Source organism: Streptomyces sp. NPDC005374 (genome assembly GCF_042872225.1).
GTDB lineage: Bacteria > Actinomycetota > Actinomycetes > Streptomycetales > Streptomycetaceae > Streptomyces.
Map to the genome: position 1 here is coordinate 604710 of NZ_JBIAKA010000003.1, position 20758 is coordinate 625467.

The 20758-nt window shown below is 71.6% G+C and carries 21 protein-coding genes; 12 read left to right on the forward strand and 9 right to left on the reverse strand.

What is annotated here, in order from left to right; translation table 11 throughout:
• The first annotated feature begins 186 nt into the window (after positions 1–186).
• From ACFYRX_RS10995 to ACFYRX_RS11015, 5 genes are all read left to right on the forward strand, one after another.
• On the forward strand, positions 187–1077 hold the full coding sequence (locus ACFYRX_RS10995) for an FAD binding domain-containing protein (protein ID WP_389098115.1): 891 nt from the start codon (positions 187–189) through the stop codon (positions 1075–1077).
• Entirely contained in the window at positions 1077–1613 is a 537-nt protein-coding gene (locus ACFYRX_RS11000; protein WP_389098117.1) for a (2Fe-2S)-binding protein, read from the forward strand. The genes ACFYRX_RS10995 and ACFYRX_RS11000 overlap by 1 nt, the downstream gene beginning before the upstream one ends.
• 2 nt (positions 1614–1615) lie before the next feature.
• Positions 1616–4003: a xanthine dehydrogenase family protein molybdopterin-binding subunit gene (locus ACFYRX_RS11005; RefSeq protein ID WP_389098119.1), complete on the forward strand. Its 2388-nt coding sequence runs from the start codon at positions 1616–1618 to the stop codon at positions 4001–4003.
• A gap of 171 nt (positions 4004–4174) precedes the next feature.
• A complete protein-coding gene (locus ACFYRX_RS11010) occupies positions 4175–5632 on the forward strand; it encodes an NCS2 family permease (protein ID WP_389098121.1) in 1458 nt (485 codons plus the stop codon).
• A gap of 46 nt (positions 5633–5678) precedes the next feature.
• Positions 5679–6830 (forward strand): XdhC family protein, encoded by a 1152-nt coding sequence (locus ACFYRX_RS11015; RefSeq protein ID WP_389098123.1) that lies wholly within the window; start codon positions 5679–5681, stop codon positions 6828–6830.
• A 23-nt stretch (positions 6831–6853) separates the two neighbouring features.
• Here the strand turns inward: ACFYRX_RS11015 and ACFYRX_RS11020 are convergent, their stop codons facing one another.
• Together ACFYRX_RS11020 and ACFYRX_RS11025 are read right to left on the reverse strand one after the other, a co-directional pair.
• Positions 6854–7294, reverse strand: coding sequence for an SRPBCC family protein (locus tag ACFYRX_RS11020; RefSeq protein ID WP_389098125.1), 441 nt, complete (start codon positions 7292–7294; stop codon positions 6854–6856).
• Between the two features lie 257 nt (positions 7295–7551).
• Positions 7552–8418, reverse strand: a complete 867-nt coding sequence (locus tag ACFYRX_RS11025) for a class I SAM-dependent methyltransferase (RefSeq protein WP_389098127.1) — start codon at positions 8416–8418, stop codon at positions 7552–7554.
• A gap of 133 nt (positions 8419–8551) precedes the next feature.
• Between ACFYRX_RS11025 and ACFYRX_RS11030 the strand changes: the two genes are divergently transcribed.
• The gene (locus ACFYRX_RS11030) at positions 8552–9124 is read left to right on the forward strand and encodes an HAD-IIIA family hydrolase (RefSeq protein ID WP_389098129.1); all 573 of its coding nucleotides are present in this window, start codon (positions 8552–8554) and stop codon (positions 9122–9124) included.
• A 15-nt stretch (positions 9125–9139) separates the two neighbouring features.
• On the opposite strand, the gene ACFYRX_RS11035 is transcribed toward ACFYRX_RS11030, so the two are convergent.
• The 3 genes from ACFYRX_RS11035 to ACFYRX_RS11045 all read right to left on the reverse strand — a co-directional run bounded on the left by ACFYRX_RS11035 (position 9140) and on the right by ACFYRX_RS11045 (position 10561).
• Positions 9140–9448, reverse strand: a complete 309-nt coding sequence (locus ACFYRX_RS11035; RefSeq protein WP_389098131.1) for a DUF3040 domain-containing protein — start codon at positions 9446–9448, stop codon at positions 9140–9142.
• A gap of 100 nt (positions 9449–9548) precedes the next feature.
• A complete protein-coding gene (locus tag ACFYRX_RS11040) occupies positions 9549–10106 on the reverse strand; it encodes a DUF305 domain-containing protein (protein WP_389098133.1) in 558 nt (185 codons plus the stop codon).
• 53 nt (positions 10107–10159) lie between these two features.
• Positions 10160–10561 carry a DUF6153 family protein gene (locus ACFYRX_RS11045; protein WP_389098135.1) on the reverse strand — a complete coding sequence of 134 codons (402 nt, stop codon included), beginning with the start codon at positions 10559–10561 and terminating at the stop codon, positions 10160–10162.
• Positions 10562–10813: 252 nt separating this feature from the next.
• Between ACFYRX_RS11045 and ACFYRX_RS11050 the strand changes: the two genes are divergently transcribed.
• On the forward strand, positions 10814–11665 hold the full coding sequence (locus ACFYRX_RS11050; RefSeq protein ID WP_389098137.1) for an isocitrate lyase/phosphoenolpyruvate mutase family protein: 852 nt from the start codon (positions 10814–10816) through the stop codon (positions 11663–11665).
• Here the strand turns inward: ACFYRX_RS11050 and ACFYRX_RS11055 are convergent.
• From ACFYRX_RS11055 to ACFYRX_RS11070, 4 genes are all read right to left on the reverse strand, one after another.
• A complete protein-coding gene (locus tag ACFYRX_RS11055) occupies positions 11640–12251 on the reverse strand; it encodes a hypothetical protein (protein WP_389098139.1) in 612 nt (203 codons plus the stop codon). The genes ACFYRX_RS11050 and ACFYRX_RS11055 overlap by 26 nt on opposite strands.
• Positions 12252–12345: 94 nt before the next feature.
• The gene (locus ACFYRX_RS11060; protein ID WP_389098141.1) at positions 12346–13056 is read right to left on the reverse strand and encodes a DUF1775 domain-containing protein; all 711 of its coding nucleotides are present in this window, start codon (positions 13054–13056) and stop codon (positions 12346–12348) included.
• 70 nt (positions 13057–13126) lie between these two features.
• Positions 13127–13762 (reverse strand): hypothetical protein, encoded by a 636-nt coding sequence (locus tag ACFYRX_RS11065; RefSeq protein WP_389098143.1) that lies wholly within the window; start codon positions 13760–13762, stop codon positions 13127–13129.
• Positions 13763–13872: 110 nt separating this feature from the next.
• Positions 13873–14079: a twin-arginine translocase TatA/TatE family subunit gene (locus ACFYRX_RS11070; protein WP_389098145.1), complete on the reverse strand. Its 207-nt coding sequence runs from the start codon at positions 14077–14079 to the stop codon at positions 13873–13875.
• Between the two features lie 217 nt (positions 14080–14296).
• Here ACFYRX_RS11070 and ACFYRX_RS11075 point away from each other — a divergent pair, with 217 nt between their 5' ends.
• The 5 genes from ACFYRX_RS11075 (at position 14297) to rox (ending at position 20752) form a co-directional block, all read left to right on the forward strand.
• Positions 14297–15613, forward strand: coding sequence for a hemolysin family protein (locus ACFYRX_RS11075; protein WP_389098147.1), 1317 nt, complete (start codon positions 14297–14299; stop codon positions 15611–15613).
• Positions 15610–16632 carry a hemolysin family protein gene (locus tag ACFYRX_RS11080; RefSeq protein WP_389098148.1) on the forward strand — a complete coding sequence of 341 codons (1023 nt, stop codon included), beginning with the start codon at positions 15610–15612 and terminating at the stop codon, positions 16630–16632. Before ACFYRX_RS11075 ends, ACFYRX_RS11080 begins: the two co-directional genes overlap by 4 nt.
• Positions 16633–16776: 144 nt before the next feature.
• Positions 16777–18120 carry a hemolysin family protein gene (locus ACFYRX_RS11085; protein WP_389098150.1) on the forward strand — a complete coding sequence of 448 codons (1344 nt, stop codon included), beginning with the start codon at positions 16777–16779 and terminating at the stop codon, positions 18118–18120.
• Entirely contained in the window at positions 18117–19136 is a 1020-nt protein-coding gene (locus tag ACFYRX_RS11090; RefSeq protein ID WP_389098152.1) for a hemolysin family protein, read from the forward strand. The genes ACFYRX_RS11085 and ACFYRX_RS11090 overlap by 4 nt, the downstream gene beginning before the upstream one ends.
• A 191-nt stretch (positions 19137–19327) precedes the next feature.
• Positions 19328–20752: a rifampin monooxygenase gene (gene rox, locus ACFYRX_RS11095; protein ID WP_389098154.1), complete on the forward strand. Its 1425-nt coding sequence runs from the start codon at positions 19328–19330 to the stop codon at positions 20750–20752.
• Positions 20753–20758: the final 6 nt, after the last annotated feature.

Consider the following 20758-nt stretch of genomic DNA (forward strand, 5'->3'; position numbering starts at 1 on the left):
TCATATGAATCTACAAGATGAGGGCCGCGACCAGCCAACTCCTTCATGGTTTCCGTGACTGACCCGGTCGGAGTACGGCGCTGTGTACTGGCTCCACTCCACGTAAACACCACATGAACGAGCCGGGGCCGCCGCACACGATCTGGCTCGATCCGTACGACCACGAGACGTAGAAGAGGGCCGGTCATGGACTTCCTTCGCCCCGCCAGCTGGGAGGAGGCGCTCGCCGCCAAGGCCGAGCACCCCACCGCTGTGCCCATCGCGGGCGGCACCGACGTGATGGTCGAGATCAACTTCGACCACCGGCGGCCCGAGTACCTGCTCGACCTGAACCGCGTCACCGACCTCACCGAGTGGGAGGTCGGCGAGGACTCCGTGCGGCTCGGCGCCTCCGTGCCGTACACCCACATCATGGAGAACCTGCGCGGTGAGCTGCCGGGCCTGGCCCTCGCCTCGCACACCGTGGCCTCCCCGCAGATCCGCAACCGCGGCGGCGTCGGCGGCAACCTCGGCACCGCCTCCCCGGCCGGCGACGCCCACCCCGCCCTGCTCGCGGCGGGCGCCGAGGTCGAGGTGGAGTCCGTACGCGGATCGCGTCTCATCCCGATCGACGCGTTCTACACCGGTGTGAAGCGCAACGCGCTGGCCGCCGACGAGCTCATCCGGGCCGTTCACGTGAAGAAGGCCGACGGGCCCCAGCAGTACTCCAAGGTCGGCACCCGCAACGCGATGGTGATCGCCGTGTGCGCCTTCGGGCTCGCGCTGCACCCCGAGACACGGACCGTGCGGACGGGGATCGGTTCCGCCGCTCCCACACCCGTGCGGGCCAAGACCGCAGAGGAGTTCCTGAACGCCGCTCTGGAAGAAGGCGGGTTCTGGGACAACGGCAGGATCATCACCCCGTCGGTCGCCAAGCAGTTCGCGGACCTGTGCGCCGCCTCCTGCAACCCGATCGACGACGTCCGGGGTACGGCGAGCTACCGCCGTCACGCGGTCGGCATCATGGCCCGACGCACGCTGACCTGGACCTGGGAGTCGTACCGCGGCACCGCCGCCGACACGGAGGGAGTCGCCTGATGCGCGTCAATTTCACTGTCAACGGACGGCCGCAGGAAGCGGACGACGTGTGGGAGGGCGAGTCCCTTCTGTATGTGCTGCGGGAGCGGGTCGGGCTGCCCGGGTCGAAGAACGCCTGTGAGCAGGGTGAGTGCGGGTCCTGCACGGTTCGGCTGGACGACGTCCCGGTGTGCTCGTGCCTCGTCGCCGCCGGGCAGGTGGAAGGTCGCGAGGTCGTGACCGTCGAAGGGCTCGCGGACCACGCCAAGCAGCGCTCCTGCGGGCAGCACGCAGCCGAGGGGCAGGACTCCCAGGCCGGAGAAGGCACCGAACTCGCCCCGATCCAGCAGGCGTTCATCGACGCCGGTGCCGTCCAGTGCGGCTTCTGCACGCCGGGGCTGCTGGTCGCCGCCGACGAGATGCTGGAGCGCACCCCGAACCCGAGCGACGCGGACATCCGCGAGGCGCTGTCGGGCAACCTGTGCCGCTGCACGGGCTACGAGAAGATCATGGACGCGGTCCGCCTCGCGGCCGCCCGGCAATCCCAGGAGGTCTGACCGTGGCTGCCAACGGCGCTCCTAGCAAGATCACCCAGGGTTCGAAGACCAAGGGCGGCATCGGCGAGTCCACGCTCCGCCCCGACGGCACCCTCAAGGTCACCGGCGAGTTCGCGTACTCGTCCGACATGTGGCACGAGGACATGCTCTGGGGACAGATCCTCCGCTCGACCGTCGCGCACGCCGAGATCGTGTCGATCGACACGAGCGAGGCCCTGGCCCTGCCGGGCGTGTACGCCGTCATGACCTACGACGACCTGCCGACCGAGGTGAAGAACTACGGTCTGGAGATCCAGGACACCCCGGTCCTCGCCCACGGCAGGGTCCGCCACCACGGCGAGCCGGTCGCCATCGTCGCCGCCGACCACCCGGAGACCGCCCGCCGCGCGGCCGCCAAGATCAAGGTCGAGTACCGCGAGCTGCCCGTCATCACCGACGAGGCGTCCGCGACCGCGCCGGACGCGATCCTGATCCACGAGGGCCGCGACGACCACCACGTCGGCCATGTCGCGCACCCGAACATCGTGCACCGCCAGCCGATCGTCCGCGGCGACGCCGAACAGGCCGCCGAACGCGCCGACTTCGTCGTCCGGGGCGAGTACACCTTCGGCATGCAGGACCAGGCCTTCCTCGGTCCCGAGTCGGGTCTCGCCGTACCGGACGAGGACGGCGGCGTCCACCTCTACATCGCCACCCAGTGGCTGCACAGCGACCTGCGGCAGATCGCCCCCGTCCTCGGCCTGCCCGAGCGCAAGGTCCGTATGACCCTGTCCGGCGTCGGCGGGGCCTTCGGCGGCCGCGAGGACCTGTCGATGCAGATCCACGCCTGTCTGCTCGCCCTGCGCACCGGCAAGCCCGTCAAGATCGTCTACAACCGGTTCGAGTCCTTCTTCGGACACGTCCACCGGCACCCGGCCAAGCTCACCTACGAGCACGGGGCCACGCGCGAGGGCAAGTTGACCCACGTCAAGTGCCGGATCGTCCTGGACGGTGGCGCCTACGCCTCGGCCTCCCCGGCCGTGGTCGGCAACGCCGCCTCGCTGTCGATCGGCCCCTACGTGGTCGACGACGTCGACATCGAGGCCATCGCCCTCTACACCAACAACCCGCCCTGCGGCGCGATGCGCGGCTTCGGCGCGGTCCAGGCGTGCTTCGCGTACGAGGCCCAGATGGACAAGCTCGCCGACGCGGTGGGCATCGACCGGGTCGAGTTCCGGCAGCTGAACGCCATGGAACAGGGCACGATCATGCCGACCGGCCAGCCGGTGGACTCGCCCGCCCCCGTCGCCGAACTCCTGCGCCGCGTCAAGGCGATGCCGCTTCCCCCGGAGCAGCAGTGGCTCGCGGCCGGCGAGGCGGCCGACGTACGGCAGCTGCCGGGCGGTCTGTCCAACACCACCCACGGCGAAGGCGTCGTACGCGGTGTCGGCTACGCGGTCGGCATCAAGAACGTCGGCTTCTCCGAGGGGTTCGACGACTACTCCACCGCGCGCGTCCGCATGGAGGTCATCGCGGGCGAGCCCGTCGCGACCGTACACACCGCCATGGCAGAGGTCGGGCAGGGCGGTGTCACCGTCCACGCGCAGATCGCCCGCACCGAGCTCGGTGTCACCCAGGTGACCATCCACCCGGCCGACACCCAGGTGGGCTCGGCGGGTTCGACCTCGGCCTCACGGCAGACGTACGTCACCGGCGGCGCCGTGAAGAACTCCTGCGAGCTCGTCCGGGAGAAGGTGCTGGAGCTCGGGCGCCGCAAGTTCGGTTCGTACCACCCCGCTTGGGCGACGGCCGAACTGCTCCTGGAGGGCGGCAAGGTCGTCACCGACGGCGGTGAGGTCCTCGCGGACCTGGTCGACGTGCTGGAGGAGGAGTCCGTGGAGGTCGAGGCCGAGTGGCGGCACCGGCCCACCGAGGCCTTCGACCTGCGCACCGGGCAGGGCTTCGGACACGTCCAGTACTCCTTCGCCGCCCACCGCGCCGTCGTCGAGGTCGACACCGAACTCGGCCTGGTCAAGGTGATCGAGCTGGCCTGCGCGCAGGACGTCGGCAAGGCGCTCAACCCGCTGTCCGTCGTGGGCCAGATCCAGGGCGGCACCATCCAGGGCCTGGGGGTGGCGGTGATGGAGGAGATCATCGTCGACCCCGTGACGGCCAAGGTCAGGAACCCGTCCTTCACGGACTACCTGATCCCCACCATCCTCGACACGCCGACCATCCCCGTCGACGTGCTCGAACTCGCCGACGACCACGCGCCGTACGGACTGCGTGGCATCGGCGAGGCACCCACCCTGTCCTCGACCCCGGCCGTGCTCGCGGCGATCCGCGACGCGACGGGGCTGGAGCTCAACAGGACGCCGGTCAGGCCGGAACACCTCACCGGCACGGCGTAGGTCCCTCCGGGCGGCGCGCGGGAACGTCACGCTTCGCCGCATCGCCCGGAGCAATCAGATCGTTCGTCTCGGGCCGTCCCCCGGGTCGTGCGGCCGAAGCACCTCCCCAAATCCCGTGACCGCCGAGGCGGTTGGTACGGGTGCCCCTGTGAACCTTGGGAGTAGGCCCACATGACCCAGCAGCAACTGGAGCCGGCGACCACCGCCGACGACGCGGGTGAAGGAACCCGTGTCCCGGCCGGCAGGTCCTGGCTCGACCGGTACTTCCACATATCCCGGCGAGGGTCCACCGTCGCCCGCGAAGTGCGCGGCGGCATCACGACCTTCATGGCGATGGCGTACATCCTCCTGCTCAACCCCCTGATCCTGTCCGGCAAGGACGTGGCGGGGGACACCCTCGGCCAGAACGCGTTGATCACCGCGACCGCGTTCGCGGCGGCCCTCACCACGCTGCTGATGGGCTTCCTCGGCAAGGTGCCGCTCGCGCTGGCCGCCGGCCTCTCCGTCTCCGGAGTGCTGTCCTCGCAGGTCGCCCCCGTGATGACCTGGCCGCAGGCCATGGGCATGTGCGTGATGTACGGCGTGGTCATCATGCTGCTGGTCGTCACCGGCCTGCGCGAGATGATCATGAACGCGATCCCGCTGGCCCTCAAGCACGCGATCACCATGGGCATCGGTCTGTTCGTCGCCCTGATCGGCTTCTACAAGGCCGGCTTCGTCCACCAGGGCAGGGCGACCCCGGTCACCCTCGGCCCGGCGGGTGAACTCGCGGGCTGGCCCGTCCTGTTGTTCGCCGTGACCCTCCTCGCCATCTTCATGCTCCAGGCGCGCGGGGTGCCCGGCGCGATCCTCATCGGGATCGTGGGTGGGACCGTACTCGCCGTCGTCCTCAACGCGGTCGGTGCCATCGCCCCGAAGCAGTGGGCCAGCGGCGCCCCCGAACTGCACGGCAGTGCGGTGTCGATGCCCGACTTCTCGATCTTCGGGGACGTCGAGTTCGGCGGCTGGGGCGAGGTCGGTGCGATGACGGTCGGCATGATCGTGTTCACGCTGGTCCTCGCCGGGTTCTTCGACGCGATGGCCACCATCATCGGCGTCGGCACCGAGGCGAAGCTGGCCGACGCCCAGGGCCGGATGCCGGGCCTGTCCAAGGCGTTGTTCATCGACGGCGCGGGCGGCGCGATCGGCGGCGTGGCGGGGGCCTCCGGGCAGACGGTCTTCGTCGAGTCGGCCACCGGTGTCGGGGAAGGCGCCCGCACCGGGCTGTCCTCCGTCGTCACCGGCCTGTTCTTCGCGGCCTGCCTCTTCTTCACCCCGCTGACGGCGATCGTGCCCGGCGAGGTGGCCGCCGCGGCCCTCGTCGTCATCGGCGCCATGATGATGACGAACGCCCGCCACGTCGACTGGGCCGACCGCGCCACCGCGATCCCGGTCTTCCTGACCGTCGTGATCATGCCGTTCACCTACTCGATCACCGCGGGTGTCGCCGCCGGCGTCATCTCCTACGTCGCCATCAAGACCGCGCAGGGCAAGACGCGGGAGATCGGCGCCTTCATGTGGGGACTGACGGTGATCTTCCTGGTGTACTACGCCCTCAACCCGATCGAAAGCTGGATGGGCGTCCACTAGCCCGCCCAACTCCCCTGTACGCAACCGCTGTCAAGGAGACCGAGAGATGCTGGACATCGCCGAAGAACTGCACCGGTGGGTCGAGCAGGGACGTGACTTCGCCGTGGCCACCGTGGTGGCCGTCGGCGGCAGCGCGCCCCGCCGGCCGGGCGCCGCCCTCGCGGTGGACGCCGACGGCACGGCGATCGGCTCGGTCTCCGGCGGCTGCGTCGAGGGCGCGGTCTACGAACTGTGCCGACAGGCCCTGGAAGACGGGGAGCCGGTCCTCGAACGCTTCGGCTACAGCGACGATGACGCCTTCGCCGTCGGCCTGACCTGCGGCGGCGTCATCGACATCCTCGTCACCCCGGTACGGGTCGGCGACCTTGTCCGTACGGCGGTCACGGCAGCGCTCGCGGCCGCCGCACGCGGGGAGGCGGCGGCCGTGGCACGGATCGTCTCCGGCCCGCGGGAGATCGTCGGCCGCGCTCTCGTCGTACGGCCCGACGGCTCCTGCGACGGCGGCTTCGGCGCCCATCCCGAACTGGACCGCACGGTCGCCGCGGAGGCCGGCGCCTTCCTGGACGCGGGCCGTACCGGCACCCTGGAGATCGGCGAACAGGGCTCACGCTGCGGCGCCCCGATCGTCGTGCTCGTCGAGTCCTCCGTCCCCCCGCCCCGGATGATCGTCTTCGGCGCGATCGACTTCGCCTCCGCGTTGGTGCGGGTCGGGAAGTTCCTGAACTACCGCGTGACGGTGTGCGACGCCCGCCCGGTGTTCGCCACCGAGGCCCGCTTCCCGGAGGCCGACGAGATAGTCGTCGAGTGGCCGCACACCTATCTGGAGCGCACGCAGGTCGACGCCCGGACCGTCATGTGCGTCCTCACGCACGACGCCAAGTTCGACGTACCCCTGCTGCGACTGGCCCTACGGCTCCCGGTCGCCTACGTCGGCGCCATGGGCTCCCGCCGCACCCACCTCGACCGCAACGAACGCCTGCGCGAAGTCGGCGTGACCGAGCTGGAGTTGGCGCGGCTGCGGTCACCCATCGGCCTTGACCTGGGCGCCCGTACGCCCGAGGAGACGGCCCTGTCCATCGCCGCGGAGATCGTCGCGGCCCGGCGGGGCGGCAGCGGGGTCTCCCTCACCGGGGCACACACCCCGATCCATCACGACGTGACGTCGGTCCCGGCCCGGCGGATCGGCTCGGTGGCCTGAGCGGTCACCGCCGGCCGCTGCCTTCACGCCCCTCGCAGCAGCCGGTTCAGCGCCCGTCCGAACACCGACCGGGCCGTGGCCCGCAGGAGAGGGTTGAACAGGGCGGGCAGGAAGCGGACCCGGAGTTGCTCACGCCAGACCACCCGGGCACGGCCGCCCGGGCCCGGGTGCACCTCCAGCTCGGCCCAGCCCTTCACCACCCGGCCCCGCTTCTCCAGCCGGCACAGGCCCGAGACGCCCTCCGCCGGAGGACGCCAGACCGTGACCTCCATGGGATCGTCGAAGGTGAGCGGGCCGACCCCCGAACGGGCCACGACGAGCGTGCCCTCGGCCGTCGGACCGGGCGGCACGACGGTGACGCGCGTCAGGGGAACGACCTCGCCGTGGCGGGGCCACTCCGTGAGGCGGCGCCAGGCCTCGTCCTGGGAGAGCGGGGCCGTGCGTTCGAGGAGAAAGGTGACCACGCGCCGATCTTAGGGAATCAGGCCTGTTCAGCGGGGATTTCATACCGGTCTCACATCTACGGCGCAGCGGGACATGGGCGCGCAGGCGTACCCCGGGTGAACTCGCCGTCCGGGGCGGGGCCGACGGCTCCGCCCTTGGACGTCTTCTGGACGTCTTCCGAACTCGCGCACCCGTACGGCCGGATGAACGCGACCGGATCGCCGACCGCGGGGCAACGCCTTGTGGACAGCGAACCGCACGGCAGACCCGGGCCGTTTCACCGGGCGCGCTGTCCGACACGGAGGACGCTCAGGTAACGGCGTGATGCCCGGTCGCCCATCCGCGTGCGGATGCGCTCGGCGACGGCGTCGAGCAGGGGCTCCCGGACCTCGCGGTCGAGCCTCCGGTACAGCGACAACGAGCGAAGGTGATCGGCGAAGCCCTCTCCGTCGAACCACTGAACGGTCGGGTACCAGCGCACGATCGGTGAGCCGAACAGTCCTCCGGGGTCTTCGACCAGGCCCCAGCCCTCGTCGGTGGTGCGCACCTCGTCCTCCAGGGGAGGATGACCCCAGTCGGGGTTCCCGGGGCAGAACCGCTCGTGGAGATCGGCGGTCTCGGCGTACACCTCTGGCTCTCCCGGCCGGCGGACGACGACGTGGCCGAGCAGCGCCGTCCAACCTCCGGGACGGAGCACGTCGTGCGCCCGCTGCCAGCCGACCGACGGGTCGACCCAGTGCCACGACGACGCAGCCACGAGAGCATCGAAGCGTCGACCGCGGTCGTCCCACTCCTCGAACGTCGACGTCTCGACTGCGACGTCGGGGAAGGAGGCCATGCGTCGGCGAGCGACGGCGGCCAAGTTCGCGCCCGGCTCGATGGCGGTCACCGAGCATCCGAGTGCTGCCAGCGAGCGCGTCGCCTGACCGGTTCCGCAGCCCACCTCCAGCACCGACGACCTGTCGGCCACGCCGGTAACGGCGACAAGGTCCGCGAACAGCTCGTCGGGGTATCCCGGCCGGACCCGGTCGTAGAGCTCCGGCACCTCGTTGAACACCCGGCCGAGGTCGTGTGGATTCGGGCGCATCTCCGGAGCGTCAGTCATGAGCGCACAAGCTATGACGTTCGTCGGAGGGGACGCCACTGGTTTGACGGGGTGCCGGGTCGCGTAGCTGCTCGCGGTGTGACCTGCCAGGACACGCTCCCGCCGCATGGACCGGTCTCGCGCGGTTACCCGTGGAGGGGAACGAGTGCACGCGAGAGCCGGGAGGTGGCCCATGACACGCCTGCGTACGGTGCTGTTCGACCGTGGCAGCATCCTCGCCGAAGACGTGTCCGACCCGGACCGGGTGCGCCCGGTGGCCGGTGTGCGAGAGGCGCTCGGCATGCTGCGGATGCACGACATCCGCACCGGGTTCCTCGCCCTGCAGCCCGGCGTCGGGCACGGGCGGCTCAGCGACGCCGACGTACGGGCCGTCAACCACCGCGTCGACGAACTCCTCGGCCCCTTCGACATCTGGGGGGTCTGCCCGCACGAACCGGACGACGGCTGCCACTGCCGTCCGCCCGAAACGGGCCTGATCCTCTGGGCGGCGGGCCGCGTGTGCACCGCCCCGGCCGACTGCGCGGTCGTCGGCAACGCGGCGGACGTCGAGGCCGCGTCCAGGGTGGGCGCGCACGGAATCCTCGTACCGGACGAGAGGACCCGGCCCGAGGAGACGGCACAGGCCGGTCATGTGGCGCCGGACGTCCTGACCGCCGTACGGGCGCTGCTCACCGGGCCACCGAAGGGGCGGGTCCTCATCGACGAGCGGCCGATCGAGTCGGCCTTCGAGAGCGGCGAGGACTGAGAGCCGGCCGGTGCTTCAGCGTTCCGTCCACCGGCACATCAGCCGGAAGGACGCGAACAGGGTCAGCGGCCAGACGGCCGAGAAGGCCCAGATCACCGCCGGGCGGGACGTGACGATCCCGGTCACCAGCAGCGCGATCGACACCGCGAGCAGGAAGCCCACGGTCAGGATGTGCGGCCGGTAATGCGTGACCCGGGACAGGTCGGGCCGTCGGCGCAGCCGCAGTGTGCGCAGCCGACGGTCCAGTCGGCGGTCGCGGCGCAGGGCGCGCTCCACCTCGTCGAGAACGCGCTGCTCGTGATCGGGGAGTCGCCCTGTGGTCACTGTCGCTCCTCGCGGATCCGGAGAGTCCCCTCTCCGGGTGCCCGGAGAGGGGAGCGTCAACCGTGAGCCCGCCCGCTGGTGAAGTCGGAGCCGGAGCGGGTCAGTTCTGGCCGAGGAGCTTCTTCATCTCGGTGATCTCGGCGTTCTGCGAGGTGACGATGGAACCGGCCATGTCCGTGGCGGGCTTGTAGGCGCCCTTGTCCTGCTCGGTCGTGGCCATCTTCACGGCACCCTCGTGATGCTCGACCATCATGGTCAGGAACATGGAGTCGAAGTCCTCACCGGAGGCCTTCCCCAGCTTGTCCATGTCGGCGCTGTCCATCATCCCGGCCATCCCGGAGTGCGAGGAGTGATCCATCCCGGGCATCGACGACGGGACGTTCTCCTCCCAGGTCTTCAGCCAGCCGGTCATGGTCCTGATCTCCGGCCCCTGGGCCTTCTCCACGCGCGCTGCGAGGTCCTTGACCTCGCCGGACGAGGCCCGGCCGTCGGCGAGTTCGGCCATCTCCACGGCCTGCTGGTGATGCGGGATCATGCCCTGCGCGAAGGAGACGTCCTGGGCGTTGTGGGAAGCGGCGGTGCTGTCGCTGCCGCCCCCACAGGCGGCGAGAGCGAACACGGCGCTCACGGAAAGGGCAGCGAATCGGGTGGTGCGCATACGGGAACTCCTGTGGTGCGAAACGGATCCGGACGTGGCGAAGCACGCCGTGTCTAGATCCGCAGGAGCTGGAGTTCCGCGAGGGAGGGCGGCGCCCGGGCACCGTCCTGAGAGGTGACGGCCTCCGGGCGCAGAGCGTCGTCCCGTACGGCCGTGGCGGCGGGGTCGGGCACGAGCGCGGGCAGCGCGGGTCCACCGCTCACCGCGCCCGACGCGCAGGTCGGGTCGGCGTGGTGAAGGTGTCCGGAACCGCAACCGTCGTGACAGGGCTCGTCGATACCGACGGCGACACTGACGGCGACGGGCGCCATGTGCGCGGAGCGACCGGCTTCGTGGCCGTCCAGCCCGCCCCCGGGGGCCAGCCCGTGCATGGCCAACAGCCCGATGAGCAGCCCGAGCACGAGCAACGCCCGCCGCGTGGGCGAGAGTGCCGTCAGTTGCTCGGGGCTGGTCATCGGGCTCATCCTAGGGGGCGCACAGGACCGCGACCCGCAGGGGCCACGGGGCTGGGGCGAGGTACGGGCTCCGCCGCAGGGTGTGCCCCAGCGCCTCGGAGTGCGTCGGCGGAGGCGTCGCCGGGCCCCGGCACCCGGCCGGTGAAGCCGCTCCGCCTGCGGAGAGCAACGACGAGAACGGTCCGCCTCGCGCCGCCTGCGGCGTACGTTCTCCGGGAGCCCGTCGAGGGGCGACGGGCCGGGAAGGACCGCGTGGACACCGACCGCCGAGTCAAGGCGCAACGCTTCGCCGACCTGCACCGCGAAGGCTGCTTCCTGCTCCCCAACGCGTGGGACGTGGGCAGCGCCCGGATCCTCCAGGCGGCCGGATTCCCGGCCGTGGCGACGACGAGCGCCGGCGTCGCCTTCTCCCTCGGGCGCCCCGACCACGACTTCTTCGCCGAACAGCCGCCCGAGGACCGCGTCGACCGCGCGACCATGCTGCGCCGCGTCGGTGAGATCGCGGACGGGATCGCCGTACCGCTGAGCGCCGACCTGGAGGACGGATACGGCGAGTCGCCCGAGACCGTGGCCGCCACCGTCGCGATGACCCTCGCCACCGGAGCCGCGGGCGGCAACATCGAGGACTTCACCGGGGACCGCGCCCGGCCGCTGTACGACGGGAAACTCTCCTCCGACCGCATCCGCGCCGCCCGCGAGACCCTGACGGCGCACGACGAGCCCTTCGTCCTCGTGGGCCGCACCGACGTGCTCCTGACCGGCGGTCCGCTGGAGGAGGCCGTACGGCGGGCCAACGCCTACCTGGACGCGGGCGCCGACTGCGCGTTCGTCCCCGGCGCCGCCGACGCCGCGACCATCGGCACGCTGGTCCGTGAGATCGACGGCCCGCTCAACGTGGTGATGGGCCTGACCGGCAACGCGCTCTCCCTCGAGGACCTGCGCGGACTCGGCGTACGACGGGTCACGGTCGGCGGCAGCATCGCCCGCGCCATGTACCGCCATCTGCTCGACGCGGCAAGGGAGTTGGCCGACCACGGCACCTTCTCCTACGCCGCCGGCCAGCTCTCCCAGACGGAGCTCAACGACCTGTTCCGGCAGGGCTAGTGGACGGCGTCAGACAACTCGGTGCCTCAGGGGCGTCCTCCGCGTGCCGGGTCAGGGCGCAGACCGTCCGCAGGGCGACCTTCCAGCCGTCGTCCTGGAGTACGGCCGCTCCCGGGCCGCCGGGGTCCAGTCGGCGGTCCTCGCGTGTGAGCTCGTATTCCACGTCGGCGTACCGGTCCGAGGTGTACGACACGGAGGTCACCTCGGCGCGCAGCTTGCTGCCGCTCGGGTCGCGGAAGAGGTTGTCGACCATCAGGGCGTTCTCGTCGCCGTCCTCGACGCTGTCGGTGCGTTCGTCCAGGGAGGACCCGGGGTCGAAGAGGACCTTCCACGCCTTCCGGATGTCCTGCTCGGCCTGTGCCGGATCCGAGGGCGCGGCGAGGGTCGGTGTCGGGGAGGCGGAGGGTGACGGTGAGCCCCCGGGCGTGTCCGTGCCCGGTGATCCGGCGGCGGAGGAGCGGGCCGTCGGGGACGCGGGGGTGTCACCGCCGCCCTCGGCGTCGCAGGCTCCGGTCAGGACCAGGGCGGTGACGGCGAGGGCCACCGCCCAGGTTCCGGGCCGTGCAGGGGAGTTCGCACAGGTCATGGCACTCCAACTCCGGGTCGGGTGTGTGGCTGGCCTACCCGGAGGAGGGGGATTCATCCGGGCCGGGTGCGAAATCCCGCGCACGGGGCGCCGCCTACTCCGCGGCGCCGCCCCGACGCCGGACCGCGAGGACCACTGCGGCCACCGCCACGAGGATGCCGGCACCGATACCGGTCCAGGCGCCCGCGGACAGTCCGCCGTCGTCGTCCTTCGCGGTGTCGGCGGCCTGCGGTGAGGCCTCGGGGGTCGTCTCCGCGGCGGTCGGGGCGGGGCTCTCGGAGAGGCTGGGCGAGGGACTGGGCGAGGTGCCGACGGGTGTCGCGCCCGGTGCCGCGGCCTTGAGCTTCAGCGTGGGTGCCGGGTTCTCGCCGTTCTCGTCCAGCTCGATCCAGCGGTCGACGTGACCGTCGCCGTAGGTCTGGAGGGTCTTGAAGGGCACCTCCTCGGCGTCAGGCAACTGCCGTACGACGACGGAGTACTCGGCGCTCTCGCCGGTCTTCAACTCCGTGCCCCTGACGGTGTAGCCGTCGTCGGTCGTGCTGAACTTCCAGCCCTTGGGGCCCTCTTCGTAGGTCACGTCGGCCGGGGCGATGCCCTCGGGCAGGACCACCCGCACCTCCTTGATCCCGGAGGAGTCGGACTCGGCCTCGGCGTGGAAGGAGACGGTGACGTTCTCGGCGAGGGCCTGCGCCTTGTCGGTCTCGACCTCCGTGTGGGCGGCGGCCGGAACGGCGGTGAGCAGCACGGCGGTCGCCGCCGTGGCGACGGCGACGGACAGGCGGGGCAGGGTGGTGATACGGGACATGGATGTCTCCAGGCAGGGTGCTACGGCGGACCGGCCGTCCGGCGTGGGCCGGACCGGCGTTCCGATGGGGTCAGCGGGCGAGAACCGTGCTCGCCGCCGGAGGACCCCGCCGTACCACCGCGTGCGCCAGCAACGGCCGCCCGGTGAGCGGCCGTTCGTCGCGGGTCGGCACCACCGCCACCGCGGCCGTCGGCACGGGTGACGCGGGCCGGGCGAACAGCAGCCGGGCGGCGGCCAGTCCGGGCCGCACCGCGTCGAGCGCCGCCGTCACTCCGCGGGCCACCGTCCAGCAGGCCGCGTCCGCGCGGTGCAGCAGGACCGCGACCAGGGCGGCGACCAGCGCATGGGCCGCCGTCATGGCGAGGGAGCCGTGCGGCTGCTGGTGCCATGCCGGGTGGGTGTCGTGCGTGTGCCCGCCCGGCTGATGGGCGGCCGTCGCGTGCGCGGTGAGCGTCATCCACACATGCAGCCCGGACTGCCCTACGACGCTGCAGGCGACGACCGTCGCCAGGCTGCGCGGCCGCTGCACACCGACCAGGCCCACCGCGAAGAGCACGGCCGTCGCGGCAGCGCTCCGCGTCCAGGGCACCGGGCCCTCGGCGAGCAGATGATGGGCGCTGACCCCGAGCACCGTGCCGACGACGGCGAACACCGCGGCCCGCAGAACGGGCAGAGGCGCGCGAGTCGTCGTGACGGAACGGTGCATGGCCCGCTCATCATGGGCCATCCCGGGCCTGCTTGGCAGGCGGGTCCGACAAAGAGCCGGTGCCGCCGGCGCCGTACGCGCCGGGCAGGCCGGGGAAATCGCTGAAACGATCAGTTGGACGCGGTGGTGTTCCCGGGCTCGACGACCTCACCCTGGATCACCTGGGGGTTCGGCCCGCCCTCCTTCGCCGCGCGTGCCTCCGCCTTGAGGATGCGCGCCGACTTTCCCGTCGAACGGGTCAGCTCGGGACCCTTCTTGATGGCGAGGACGGCAATGACGACGATCAGGATGATCGCCAGTTCGCTCAGTCCGAACATGTGAAGGCCTCCGTCAGACGTTGACGCCGGAGTCGGACGCGACGCCCGCCGGACCGGCAGCGTACCCGGCTCCTCCCCGCCAGGTCACTTTGCTCGTCCTTTACTCTTGAGTGGAATGCCCCCGACCGACGAGAAGGAGCCACAGTTCCGCGATGGGTGAGCCTCCCAGTACCAGCCGTGCCGTCCGACGCCCGACCAGGGGAGCGGGGGTGGCCCGGTGACCGAGATCCTGCTGCTTCTGCTGGCCCTCCTCCTCACTCTGGCCTGCGCCGTTTTCGTCGCCGCCGAGTTCTCCCTGACCACCGTCGAGCGCGGTGACCTGGAGCGGGCCGCCGAGGCCGGGGAGCGGGGTGCCGAGGGTGCGCTGAGGGCCGTACGCCGGCTGACCTTCCAGCTCTCCGGCGCCCAGCTCGGCATCACGGTCACCTCGCTGGTGATCGGCATGCTCGCCGAACCCTCCCTCGCGGCGCTCCTCAAGGGCCCGCTGCGGGCCGTCGGCCTCGGCGGGGCCGCCGCGCCGGTGGCGACCGCGCTGGGCGTGGCCCTGTCCACCGTCGTGCTGATGGTGGTCGGCGAACTCGTGCCGAAGAACTGGGCGATCTCCCGCCCGCTGGCCGTCGCCAAGGTGGTGGCCGGACCGCAGAGCGCCTTCACCGCCCTCTTCGGCCCGTTCATCCGGCACCTCGACAACACCGCGAACCGCGCCGTACGACGCCTCGGCCTGGAGCCCGCCGAGGAACTGGCCTCCGCCCGCGGCCCCCAGGAGCTGGTGGCGCTCGCCGAGCGTTCCGCCGCCGAGGGCGCCCTGGAGGCCGACTCCGCCGAGCTGTTCGTGCGCACCCTGCACCTGGGCGAGCTGACCGCCGAGAACGTCATGACACCGCGCGTCGACGTCAAGGCCCTCGAAGCCCACGCCAGTGCCGCCGACGCCGCGAACCTGACCCACGCCACCGGCCTGTCCCGTTTCCCGGTCTACCGCGACAGCCTCGACGAGGTCATCGGCACCGTCCACATCCGTGACGTGCTCGCCCTGGAGCCGGAGCAGCGGGCCGTCACCCCGGTCACCGCATTGGCCACCGCGCCCCTGCTGGTGCCGGACAGCCTGACCGCCGACCGGCTCCTGGAGCGGCTGCGGGCGACGCGCACCATGGCCGTCGTGATCGACGAGTACGGCGGCACGGCGGGTGTGGCCACCGTGGAGGACATCGTCGAGGAGGTCGTCGGCGAGGTCCGCGACGAACACGACCCCGTAGAGATACCCGACCTGCGACCCGCAGGTGCCGGGGCCTGGGAGGCGGAGGGCTCCGTCCGCGTCGACCGGCTTGCCGGGATAGGCCTCACGGCTCCCGAGGGGCCGTACGAGACCGTGGCCGGACTGATCGCCACCCGCCTCGCGCGGATCCCCGCCAAGGGCGACGGCGTCGAGGTGGAGGGCGGCTGGCGTCTGGAGGTCCTGGAGGTCGACCACCACCGGGCCGACCGTGTCCGGATCACCGCACCGGCCCTGGTCCGGGCGGGGGAGGAGACCCGATGACCACCGTGCAACTGCTGATCGGCGCCCTGACCCTGCTGACCAACGCGTTCTTCGTGGGCGGCGAGTTCGCCCTGATCTCCGTGCGCCGCAGCCAGATCGAGCCACGCGCGCGGGAGGGCCACAAGCGGGCCCGGATGACTCTGTGGGGTCTCGAACACCTCTCCGCCATGATGGCCACCGCCCAGCTCGGCATCACCGTCTCCTCTCTGGTGCTCGGCGCGGTCGCCGAACCCGCCATCGCGCACCTGCTGGAGCCGGCTTTCGAGGCGGCCCGCGTCCCGGACGGCCTGGTGCACCCGATCGCGTTCGTGATCGCCCTGTCGCTGGCCACCTATCTGCACATGCTGATCGGCGAGATGGTCCCGAAGAACATCGCCCTCGCGGCCCCCGTGCCGGCCGCGCTGCTCCTCGGACCGCCCCTGGTGGCCCTCACCCGCGCGCTGAGGCCGTTCGTGTTCGGCGTCAACGCCTTCGCCAACGCCCTGCTGAAGCTGCTGCGCGTGGAACCCAGGGACGAGGTCGAGTCGGTCTTCACCGACGACCAGCTCGCCCGCATGGTCGTCGACGCCAGCGAGGCGGGACTCCTCTCACCGGCCGACGGCGAGCGGCTGCGGGACGCCCTGGAGCTGGGGACACGTCCGGTGGGCGAGATCCTCGTCCCGGCCCAGAGGATGCGGACCGTGGACGCCTCGGTCACCCCGGCCCGCCTGGAGCGGACGGCCGCCGAGGCGGGGTACTCCCGCTTCCCGGTCACCGGACCGGACAACACCCTGCTGGGCTATCTGCACATCAAGGACACCCTCGGCGTCACCGACCGCGACCGGCCCTTCCCGCGCACCGCCCTGCACCCCGTCACCCGGGTCGGCATCGACACCCCGCTGGACGACACCCTCACCGCGCTGCGCGCCGGCGGGAGCCACCTGGCGGCGGTGACGGGGGAGACGGGCGCCGTTCTCGGGTTCGTGACCATGGAGGACGTCCTGACCGAGCTGGTGGGACCGGCCCCGGCGACCGCGTGACCGGCGGGCGGTCCCGCCGTCCGGCTGGTAGATCTGGGAACGCCGTTCCCGCCTCGGCCGTTCACACACTGCACGTCCCTACCGAAGGAGCAAGCCCGTGTCCGCCCCACCGACGGACTCCCGCCCGACGCGATCGGCCCGCCGTTGAGTACCACCAGCGCCGTCCTGGGCCTGCTCGCCGTGTTCCTGCTGACCGCGGGCACCGGCTACTTCGTCGCCCAGGAGTTCGCGTACGTCTCCGCGGACCGGCTCGCCCTCTCCCGTGAGGCCGAGGCCGGTGACAGGAAGGCCGCCCGCGCCCTCAAGGTCCTGGGCCGGCTGTCCTTCATGCTCTCCGGCGCCCAGCTGGGTATCACCGTCACCGGCCTGGTCGTCGGCTTCATCGCCGAGCCGTCGGTGTCGGCACTGCTGAAACCCGCCCTGACCGGCATGGGCATCCCCGAAGGAGCCGTCGGCGGCATCTCCGTCGTGCTGGCCTTCGTCCTGGCCACCGTCGTCCAGATGGTCCTCGGCGAGCTGGCCCCCAAGAACCTCGCCATCGCCGTCCCCGAGCGGCTGGCGAAGGCCCTGGCACCCTCGACGCTCGGCTACCTGAAGGTCGTCGGCCCGCTCGTGCACGTCTTCGACAGCGCGGCCAACCGCCTGCTCCGCACGGTCGGCATCGAGCCCGTCGAGGAACTCCACCACGGCGCCACCCTGGAGGAGCTCGGCCACCTCATCGGCGAGTCCCACGAACAGGGCGAACTGCCCAAGGACACCGCCGAACTCCTCGACCACGCCCTGGAGTTCTCCGAGCGCACCCTCGACGAGGTGATGGTCCCGCGCGTCGACGCCGTCTTCGTCCGGGGGAACGCCACCGCCGCCGAGGCGATCGACCTGATCGCCGAGCACGGTCACTCCACCTACCCCGTCCTCGGCGACCACCCCGACGACGTCCCCGGCGTCCTGGGCGTACGGGAGCTGATGCGCCTGCCGGCCCATCAGCTCTCCCGGGCCACCGCCCTCGCCCTCGCCCGCACCCCGCTCCTGCTCCCCGACACCCTCCCGCTGCCGGAGGCGGTCGAGCAGATGCGGAAACGGGACGACGAGTTCGCGGTCGTCCTGGACGAACACGGCGGCATCGCCGGCATCGTCACCTACGAGGACATCGCCGAGGAACTGGTCGGCGACATCGCCGACGAGACCGACACCGTCACCGAACCCGCCGTACCCGACGGTCGGGGCTGGCTGGTCGACGCGGGCCGTCGCCTCGACGAGATCGCCGACGCCACCGGAGTCGAACTGCCCGAGGAGGAGGACTACGACACCGTCGCGGGCCTCGTGGTGGACCGCCTCGGCCGTTTCCCCGCCATCGGTGACCGGGTCACCGTCGACCTGCTCGTCGGCGGCCGCGCGGTGATCGACGTACGGACACTGGACCGGCACGTGCCGGAGCGGGTCCGCATCGAGAGACTTCCTGAATCCGCGTCCGAGGAGGTGCAGGCATGAGTTTCCCCATGGCACTCTTCGTCACCGTCCTGCTGCTGATCGGCAGCGGGTTCTTCGTCGCCGCCGAGTTCGCGCTGGTCGCCGCCAAGCGGCACCGTATGGAGAAGGCCGCGGCGCAGGGCCGGCGCGGCGCGAAGGCGGCCCTGGCCGGGATGCGCGAGCTGTCGCTGATGCTGGCCGGCGCCCAACTCGGCATCACCGTCTGCACCCTGGGCCTCGGCTCGGTCTCCAAGCCCGCGATCTCCCACGAACTCGACCCGCTGCTCCACGACTTGGGCCTGCCCAGCGGACTCAGCTACGGCGTGGCCTTCGTGTTCGCCATGGTCGTCGTGGTGTTCCTGCACATGGTGCTCGGTGAGATGGCCCCCAAGTCCTGGGCGATCGCCCACCCCGAGCGTTCCGCGATGCTGCTGTCGCCGCCCTTCCGGGGTGTCGTCAAGGTGGTCCGGCCGCTGATCTCGGTGCTCAACAGAATGAGCAACGCGCTGGTACGGCTGTGCCGCGTCACCCCGCGCGACGAGCTGGCCGCGGTGCACAACCGGGAGCAACTCACCCACCTCGTCGAGGAGTCGGAGCGCCTCGGACTGATCAGTGAGGCCGACTCCGCGCTGCTCACCCGCTCGCTCACCGAGCCCGAGACCCCGGTCGGCGACCTGCGGATCCCGGCCGCGGAGATCACCTCGGTGGCCGGCACCGCAGACCTCGACAGCATCCTGCGCACGGCCGCCGACCACGACCGCACCCGCATGCTGGTCCGCGAGGGCGACCACGTCCTCGGCTCGCTCCACGCCCGCGACGCCCTGGTCGCCCGTGCCCGGGGCCGCACCGGGACCGCCCGCACCCTCGCCCGCCCGGTCCCGGAACTGACGCAGGACACCAAGGTCGCCGACGCGATCGACCTGCTCCGCCGCAACCGCGCCTCGCTGGCGGTCGTACGCGACGAGGCGGGCACGCTCACGGGCATGGTGACCCTGGACGACCTGCTGGCGCGCTATCTGCAGCCGCAGTCGGCCTGAACGGGATCGCGCGGGGCCACATGACTGAGGGCAGGGAGGTCAGCACCTCCTTGCCCTCTTCAACGTATAGCTCACGGGGGGCCTTGCGGCAAGGCCCCGGTGGTGCCGCACAATTCCCCGTCCGGGGCCGGAACCTGCGGAAACAGACCATGAGTACAGCGGCCCGGCCCGTGTCGACAGAGGGGGATTCGATGATCGACGTGACCGTCGTCGGCGGCGGACCGACCGGACTGATGCTGGCCGCCGAGCTGCGGCTGCACGGGGTGGCGGTGGTCGTCCTGGAGAAGGCGGCGGAACCGACGGAGGTCGTCCGCTCGCTCGGTCTGCACGTGCGCAGCATCGAGGTGCTGGACCAGCGCGGCCTTCTGGAGCGGTTCCTCGCCCACGGACGGCAGTTCACCGCCGGCGGCTACTTCGCCGGCATCGACAGGCCCTGGCCGCAGCGGCTCGACAGCGCGCACGCCTACGTCCTCGCCATCCCACAGACGACCACCGACCGTCTGCTGGCCGAGCGTGCCGTCGAACTCGGCACCGAGGTCAGGCGCGGCAGCGAACTGGTGGGACTGAGCCAGGACGAGGACGGGGTGAGCGCCGAACTCGCCGACGGCACGCGGCTGCGGTCGCGCTACCTCGTCGGCTGCGACGGGGGCCGCAGCACGGTGCGCAAGCTGCTCGGTGTCGGCTTCCCCGGCGAACCCGCCCGGGTCGAGACGCTGCTCGGCGCGATGGCGGTGGGTGTGCCGCCGGAGACGGTGACCGAGGTGGTGACCGAGATCCGCCGCACCCAGAAGCTGTTCGGCCTCGGGCCCGTCGGGGACGGGCTGTACCGCGTCGTCGTACCCGCCGAGGGGGTGGCGGAGGACCGCTCGGCCGCACCGACCCTCGACGAGTTCAAGCGACGGCTGCGGGCGGTCGCCGGTACCGACTTCGGGGTGCACTCACCGCGCTGGCTGTCCCGTTTCGGCGACGCCACCCGGCAGGCGGAGTGCTACCGGACCGGCCGGGTGCTGCTGGCCGGCGACGCGGCGCACGTCCACCCGCCGGTCGGCGGCCAGGGTCTCAACCTCGGTATCCAGGACGCGTTCAACCTGGGCTGGAAACTGGCCGCCGAGGTGGCCGGCCGGGCGCCGGAGGGGCTGCTGGACACCTACCACGCCGAACGGCACCCGGTGGCCGCGGACGTACTGAGCAACACCCGTGCGCAGATGGAGCTGCTGTCCACGGAGCCGGGGCCGCGGGCGGTGCGCCGGTTGCTGTCGCAGCTGATGGACTTCGACGAGGTGAACCGGTACCTGATCGAGAAGATCACCGCGATCGGCGTGCGCTACGACCTCGGCGAGGGGCATGAACTGCTGGGCCGGCGTCTGCGGGACCTCCCGCTGAAGCGAGGCCGCCTCTATGAGCTGATGCACGGCGGCCGCGGACTGCTCCTCGACCGGACCGGGCGGCTCTCGGTGGCGGGCTGGGCGGACCGGGTCGACCATGTCGTCGACGGCAGCGAGGAACTGGACGTGCCCGCGGTGCTGCTGCGGCCGGACGGTCATGTGGCGTGGGTGGGCGAGGACCAGGCGGAACTCCTCGACCGGCTGCCCAGGTGGTTCGGCGCCGCCGCCTGAGCGCGA